Raw genomic sequence first — 6,891 nt, 5'->3', positions numbered from 1 at the left:
CCCCCTCATCTCCACCCTCACCGGCCAACCCGCCACCACCGAACAACTCACCTCACCCCACTACTGGACCGACCARATCCGCGGCACCGTCCGCTTCACCGACGCCMTCCRACRRCTCGCGGARCAGGGCGCCGGCGTRCTCATCGAGGTCGGCCCCGACGCCRYACTCACCGCCCTCGCCCGACGCACCCTGGAGGACGAACCGTCGGTCAGCGCCGTGCCGTTGCTGCGGGCCGGGCACCCCGAGGCGCAGACCTTCGCCGCCGGAGCGGCCGCAGCGTACGCGCAGGGCGCTCCTCTCGACGTCGCGTCCTTCTTCCCTGGCGCCCGCCGCACCGACCTGCCGGTCTACGCCTTCCAGCACACCCATCTGTGGCTCAACGCCGCCCCGCGCACCGACGCCCGCAGCCTCGGCCTCGACCCCGCCGGGCATCCGCTGCTGAGCACGGCGGTGGAGTTCGCCGAGCGGGCGGACGCGCTGTTCACCAGCCGTATCTCGCGCGCCGGGCAGCCGTGGCTGGCCGACCACACCATCGCCGGTACGGTCATCGCGCCGGGCACGCTGTTCCTCGAACTCGCCGTCGCGGCGGGCGAGTACGTCGGTGCCCCGCAGGTGGCGGAGCTGATGATGGAGGCGCCGCTGCCGCTGCCGGAGCGGGACGCCGTCCGCGTGCAGGTGGCGGTGGGCGCCCCGGACGCGGACGGGCACCGGCAGTTCACCCTGCACGCCCGCCCGGACGGTGACGACCACGCCCCGGCGTGGACCCGGCACGCCACGGGCGTCCTGGCCCCCGCGACCGCCGTGCCGCCCGTGGACGACGATCTCGCCGTGTGGCCCCCGGCCGGTGCCGAGGAGGACGTCCTGGACGGCGTCCACGACCGGCTGGCCGCTCTGGGATACACGTACGGTCCCGCGTTCCAGGGCCTTCGCGGCGTCTGGCGGCGCGGTGACGAGGTCTTCGCGGAGGTGCGCCTGCCCGAGGCGCAGGCCGAGTCCGCGGACACCTTCCGGCTGCATCCCGCGCTGCTCGACGCCGTGTTGCACCCGCTGGTCCTGGACGCGGGCGCCGACAGCGACCCGGCGGACATCCGGCTGCCGTTCAGCTGGAATGCCGTCGCCCTGCACGCCGTGGGCGCCTCGGAGGTCCGCGCGCGCATCTCACCCAGCGGTTCCGGTCGGGCCGCCATCACCATCGCCGACCCGACCGGCTCTCCCGTGGCCGCCCTGGAACTGGCCTTGCGCCCGGTGCCCAAGGACCGCCTCACGGTGGCGACGGGCGAGCCCGAGGGCTCCCTGTTCACCGTGGAGTGGAAGGAGCTGCCGCCGGCCGCGGCGGGCGCCGTCCCGACCTGGTCCGAGGCCCAGGACTCGTTCGACTCCGTACCGGCGGACGACGTCGTGGTCGTGCGGGTACCGGCCGACACGGACGGCGAGGGTGCCCCGGCGCCGGCCGCCCGGCGGGTGCTGCGCCTGGTGCGGGAGTGGCTGGCCGAGGAGCGGTTCGCCGGTTCCCGGCTGGCCGTGGTGACGCGGCGGGCCGTCGCGGCACGCGCCGGCGACGACGTGGACCTCACCGGCTCGTCGGTCTGGGGGCTGGTCCGCTCGGCCCAGTCCGAGCACCCGGACCGGATGCTGCTGATCGACGTCGAGGACGATGCCGACTTCGGCGGCGCGGAGGACGCCGCGGCCGGGGCCCTGCTGTCCGCCGCGACAGCCGCCGACGAACCGCAGATCGCCGTGCGCGACGGCCGGCTGCTCGCGCCCCGGCTCGCCCGCGCCGCGCACGTCGGCGGGGCGCCCGAGCGTCGCCTCGACACCGACGGCACGGTCCTCATCACCGGTGGTACGGGCGGTCTCGGCGCGTTGTTCGCCCGCCATCTGGTGGCCGAGCACGGGGTACGCCACCTGCTGCTGGCCGGCCGCCGGGGCCTCGGCGCACCCGGCGCCGCCGAGCTGAGCACGGAACTCGAAGGGCTCGGCGCGCAGGTGACGGTGGCCGCGGCCGACGTCGGCGACCGGGATGCCGTAGCGGATCTCATCGCCTCGGTCCCCGCAGCACACCCGCTCACCGCGGTGGTGCACGCCGCCGGCGTTCTGGACGACGCAACCGTGCAGTCGCTGACGGAGGCGCAGCTGGAGGCCGTACTGCGGCCGAAGGCGGAGGCCGCCCGGCACCTGCACGAGCTGACCCGCGATCTGGACCTGACGGCCTTCGTGCTGTTCTCCTCGGTGTCCGGTCTCACCGGCACCGCTGGCCAGGCCAACTACGCGGCGGCCAACACCTTCCTGGACGCGCTGGCCCAGCACCGCTCCGCCCACGGCCTGCCCGCCACCTCGCTGGCGTGGGGACTGTGGGACGGCTGGGCGGGCATGAGCGCGACCCTCACCGAGGCGGACATCGCCCGCTGGGCGCGGCTCGGCATGACGCCCCTCACTCCGCGGCAGGGCCTGGCCCTGTTCGACCGGGCGCTCGCGGCCGACGAGCCGCTGCTGGCGCCGGTGGCACTGGACACGGGTCGTGCGGCGGCCGGTGCCGGGCCGGTCCCGGCGCTCTACCGCGGCCTGGTGCGCACGCGCCCGCGCCGCGCCGCGCAGACCGGCCCGGCCGGCGGCGGGTCCGGCTGGGCGGGGCAGACCGCCCGGCTGCCCGAGGCCCGGCGCCGTGACGCGGTCCTGGCCCTGGTGCGTGCGACGGTCGCCTCGGTGCTCGGTCACTCCGGTGCCGGCGCCGTGGACCCGGACCGCGCCTTCAAGGACATCGGCTTCGACTCCATGGCCGGCGTGGACCTGCGCAACCGGCTCTCGGCGGCCACCGGCCTGCGGCTGCCCAGCACGGCGGTCTTCGACCACCCGACTCCGTCGGCGCTCGCCGCCTACCTGCTGACCAAGGTGGCACCGGCCGAGGCACCGAAGACCGGCCCCGGCCGCGCCGCCGCGCGCGTCGACGAGCCGATCGCGATCGTCGGCATGGCATGCCGCTATCCCGGCGGGGTCTCCTCCCCCGAGGACCTGTGGAACCTCGTCGCCAACGGCACCGACGCCATCAGCCAGTTCCCCTCCAACCGAGGCTGGGACCTGGAGAACCTCTACGACCCGGACCCCGACCACACCGGCACCTCCTACACCCGCCAAGGCGGCTTCCTCCACGAAGCCGACCTGTTCGACCCCGAGTTCTTCGGAATGTCCCCACGCGAAGCCACCGCCACCGACCCACAGCAGCGCCTGCTGCTGGAGACCGCATGGGAGGCGATGGAGAGCGCGGGCATCGACCCGGCCACCCTGCGCGGCAGCAATACGGGCGTGTTCACCGGCGCCATGTACGACGACTACGCGTCGCGTCTGGAAGCCACGCCGGAGGAGTTCGAGGGCTTCCTGCTCGCGGGCAACCTCTCCAGCGTGCTGTCCGGCCGCCTGTCGTACACGTACGGTCTGGAGGGCCTGGCGATCACGGTCGACACGGCCTGCTCGTCGTCGCTGGTCGCGATGCACATGGCCGCGGGCGCCCTGCGCAGCGGTGAGTGCGATCTCGCGCTCGCCGGCGGCGTCACCGTCATGAACAGCCCGCACACGTTCGTGGAGTTCTCGCGGCAGCGCGGTCTGTCGGTGGACGGCCGTTGCAGGTCGTTCTCCGACGACGCGGACGGCACCGGCTGGTCCGAAGGCGTCGGACTGCTCCTCGTCGAACGACTCTCAGACGCCCGCAAGAACGGCCACCGCGTCCTCGCCGTCGTCCGCGGCACCGCCGTCAACCAGGACGGCGCCAGCAACGGACTCACCGCCCCCAACGGGCCGTCGCAGGAGCGGGTGATCCGTGCCGCCCTGGCGAACGCCGGGCTCACCGCCAACGACATCGACGCAGTCGAAGCCCACGGCACCGGCACCCGCCTCGGCGACCCCATCGAGGCACAGGCACTCCTCGCCACCTACGGCCAGGACCGCCCCGACGGTGCCCCCCTCCACCTCGGCTCCCTCAAGTCCAACATCGGCCACACACAAGCCGCGGCCGGCGTCGGCGGCATCATCAAGATGATCGAGGCCATGCGCCACGGCGTCCTGCCCAAGACCCTCCACGCCGACAACCCCTCCAGCCACATCGACTGGGAGACAGGGGCGTTGTCCCTGCTGACCGAGGCCCGGGAGTGGCCCGAGACCGAGGGACGGCCACGCCGGGCAGGCGTCTCCTCCTTCGGCATCAGCGGCACCAACGCCCACGTCCTGATCGAGGAACCCCCGGCCTCGCCCGAGCCCGCCGCCCGGCCGGACGCTTCCTCCGGCGCGCTGCCGTGGATCGTCACCGGCAAGGACGAGAAGGCGGTGCGCGACCAGGCCGAACGGCTCTACCGGTTCGTCGAGTCGAGGCCGGACCTTGCGGCGGCCGACGTCGCCTACTCACTGGCCACCGGTCGCGCGCTGCTCGACCAGGGCGCCGTCGTCCTGGGCGAGAGCCGTGCGGACCTGCTCAAGAGTCTGGCCGCGCTGGCCGGTTCGGCCGACGGCGAGAAGATCGCGTCGGTCGTCGGCACCCCCACCGCACGGACCGGCAGGATCGCCTTCCTGCTCACCGGCCAGGGCGCGCAGCGGCTCGGCATGGGGCGCGAACTGTACGAGAACAGCGCCGTGTTCCGTGCGGCGCTGGACGAGGTGTGTGCGCACCTGGACCCGCTGCTGGTGCGTCCCGTCAAGTGGGTGCTGTTCGCACCGGAAAGCTCCGCCGACGCCGCGCTGATCGACCAGACGGCGTTCACCCAGGCCGCGCTGTTCGCGGTCGAGGTCGCCCTGTTCCGGCTCTTCGCCCACTACGGAGTACGTCCGGACTATCTGCTCGGCCACTCCCTCGGCGAGGTCACCGCGGCGCACGTGGCCGGGGTCCTCGACCTCGCCGAGGCATGCGTCCTGGTCGCCGAGCGCGGACGCCTCATGCAGGCGGCCCGCGAGGGCGGCGCCATGGCCTCGATCCAGGCCACGGAGGACGACGTACGCGAGGCCCTGCTCCCTTACGGCGAGCGGCGCGTGGCCGTCGCGGGCGTCAACGGGCCGCGCGCCACGGTGATCTCCGGTGACGAGGACGCCGTCGAGGAGATCATGGCGTTCTGGCGGGCGCAGGGCACACCGGTGAAGCGGCTGGCCGTCTCGCACGCCTTCCACTCCCCGCACATGGAGGAGATCCTCGACGAGTTCCGGGACATCGTGTCGGAGCTGCACCTCAAGGCCCCCGCGATCCCCATCGTCTCGAACGTCACCGGTGTCCTCGCCACCGACGAGGAACTCACCTCCGCCGACTACTGGGTCCGGCACATCCGCGGCACGGTCCGGTTCCACGACGGGGTGCGGTACCTGGAGTCCGAGGGCGTCTCCGACTTCCTGGAGCTGGGGCCGGACGGGGTGCTGACGGCGCTCGCCGGGGCCTGCCTGTCGGAGTCGGCCGGCGTTCTCGTGCCGGCGCTGCGGCGCGGCCGGTCCGAGGGGGAGACGGTCGCGGCGTCGCTGGCCCTGCTGCGGCTGCGCGGTGCCAACCCTGACTGGACCAGGGTCTTTCCCGGTGCCCGCAACGTCGAGCTGCCGACGTACGCCTTCCAGCACGAGCGGTACTGGCTGGACGGCCCCGACACCCCGCTCGACGCGAGGGGCCTCGGACTGAGTCCGGCCCTGCACCCGCTGCTGGGCGCGGCGGTGGGCCTGGCCGACCGGGACTCCCATGTGTTCACCGGGTCGGTGTCGCTGCGCACGCACGGCTGGCTGGCCGAGCACGCCGTCAACGGCACCGTCCTGATGCCGGGTACCGCCCTCGTCGAGCTGGCCGTGCGCGCCGGTGAGCAGGTCGGCGCCGGCCTGCTCGCCGAACTCCTGCTGTCCGCTCCGCTGGTGCTGCCGGAGCGTGGTGGTGTGCAGCTTCAGGTGGTCGTCGCAGAGCCCGAGGACGGCGGCCGTCGCACGGTCGAGATCTACTCCCGGCCCGAGCAGGCACCGCAGTCCCTGCAGGCCCCGCAGGCCCCGCAGGCCCCGCAGGCCGGTGAGGCTCCGTGGACGCTGAACGCGCGGGGCACGCTCGCCCCGGCCGACGCGGTCGATGGTGAATCGCTGACCGTGTGGCCTCCGGCCGGCGCGCGGGAAGTGTCCCTGGACGGCGCCTACGAGCGCCTGGACAAGCTCGGCTACACCTACGGACCGGCATTCCGCGGCCTGAAGCGCGCCTGGCACGGCGAAGACGGTGACATGTTCGCCGAGGTCGTCCTGCCCGACGGCCCCAACTCCGACGCCGGACGCTATCTGCTCCACCCCGCCCTGCTCGACGCCGCCCTGCACACCCTGCTGCCCGGAGTGGTGACCGAGGCGGGTCAGCCCCGGCTTCCGTTCGCCTGGTCGGGGGTCACGGTCCACGCGGTGGGCGCCGGCGCGCTGCGCGTCCGGCTCACGGTCGCCGATCAGGGGGCTGAGACGCTGGAGGCCTCGCTGACGGTGGCGGATGCGGCGGGTGCGCCGGTCGCGACCATCGAGTCCCTCTCACTGCGCCCGCTGTCGAAGGACGCCCTGCGCACCGCCACCGCCACCACCGACGGCCTCTACACCGTGCACTGGAAACCCATACCCACACCCGCACCGGACGCCGACACCGGCGGCGCGAGCGAGGTCCTGGACATCGTCTCCGGCGACCGCACCCCACGCGAAGTCACCCGCGACACCCTCCACGCCGTCCAGGAATTCCTCACCGACGACACAAAGCAGAACACCACCCTCCTCGTCATCACCCACGGCGCCATAGCCGTCGGCAACGAAGACATCACCGACCTCCCCGCCGCCGCCGTCACCGGACTCATCCGCACCGCCCAAACCGAAAACCCCGGCCGCATCATCCTCGCCGACACCCCCACCAACACCACCCTCAACCCCAC

The 6,891-nt window shown here is 73.7% G+C and carries 1 protein-coding gene; it reads left to right on the top strand.

Features of this window, described 5'->3' with window-relative positions; genetic code table 11:
* Nucleotides 1-6,891 (top strand): type I polyketide synthase (locus EAO75_RS44215; RefSeq protein ID WP_148000780.1); only part of this gene is annotated, 6,891 nt, incomplete at both ends.

Source organism: Streptomyces sp. UW30 (assembly GCF_008042075.1).
Taxonomy (GTDB): Bacteria; Actinomycetota; Actinomycetes; order Streptomycetales; family Streptomycetaceae; genus Streptomyces.
Note: the sequence above shows the minus strand (reverse complement) of the source record. Positions and strands in the feature narration are given on the sequence as shown.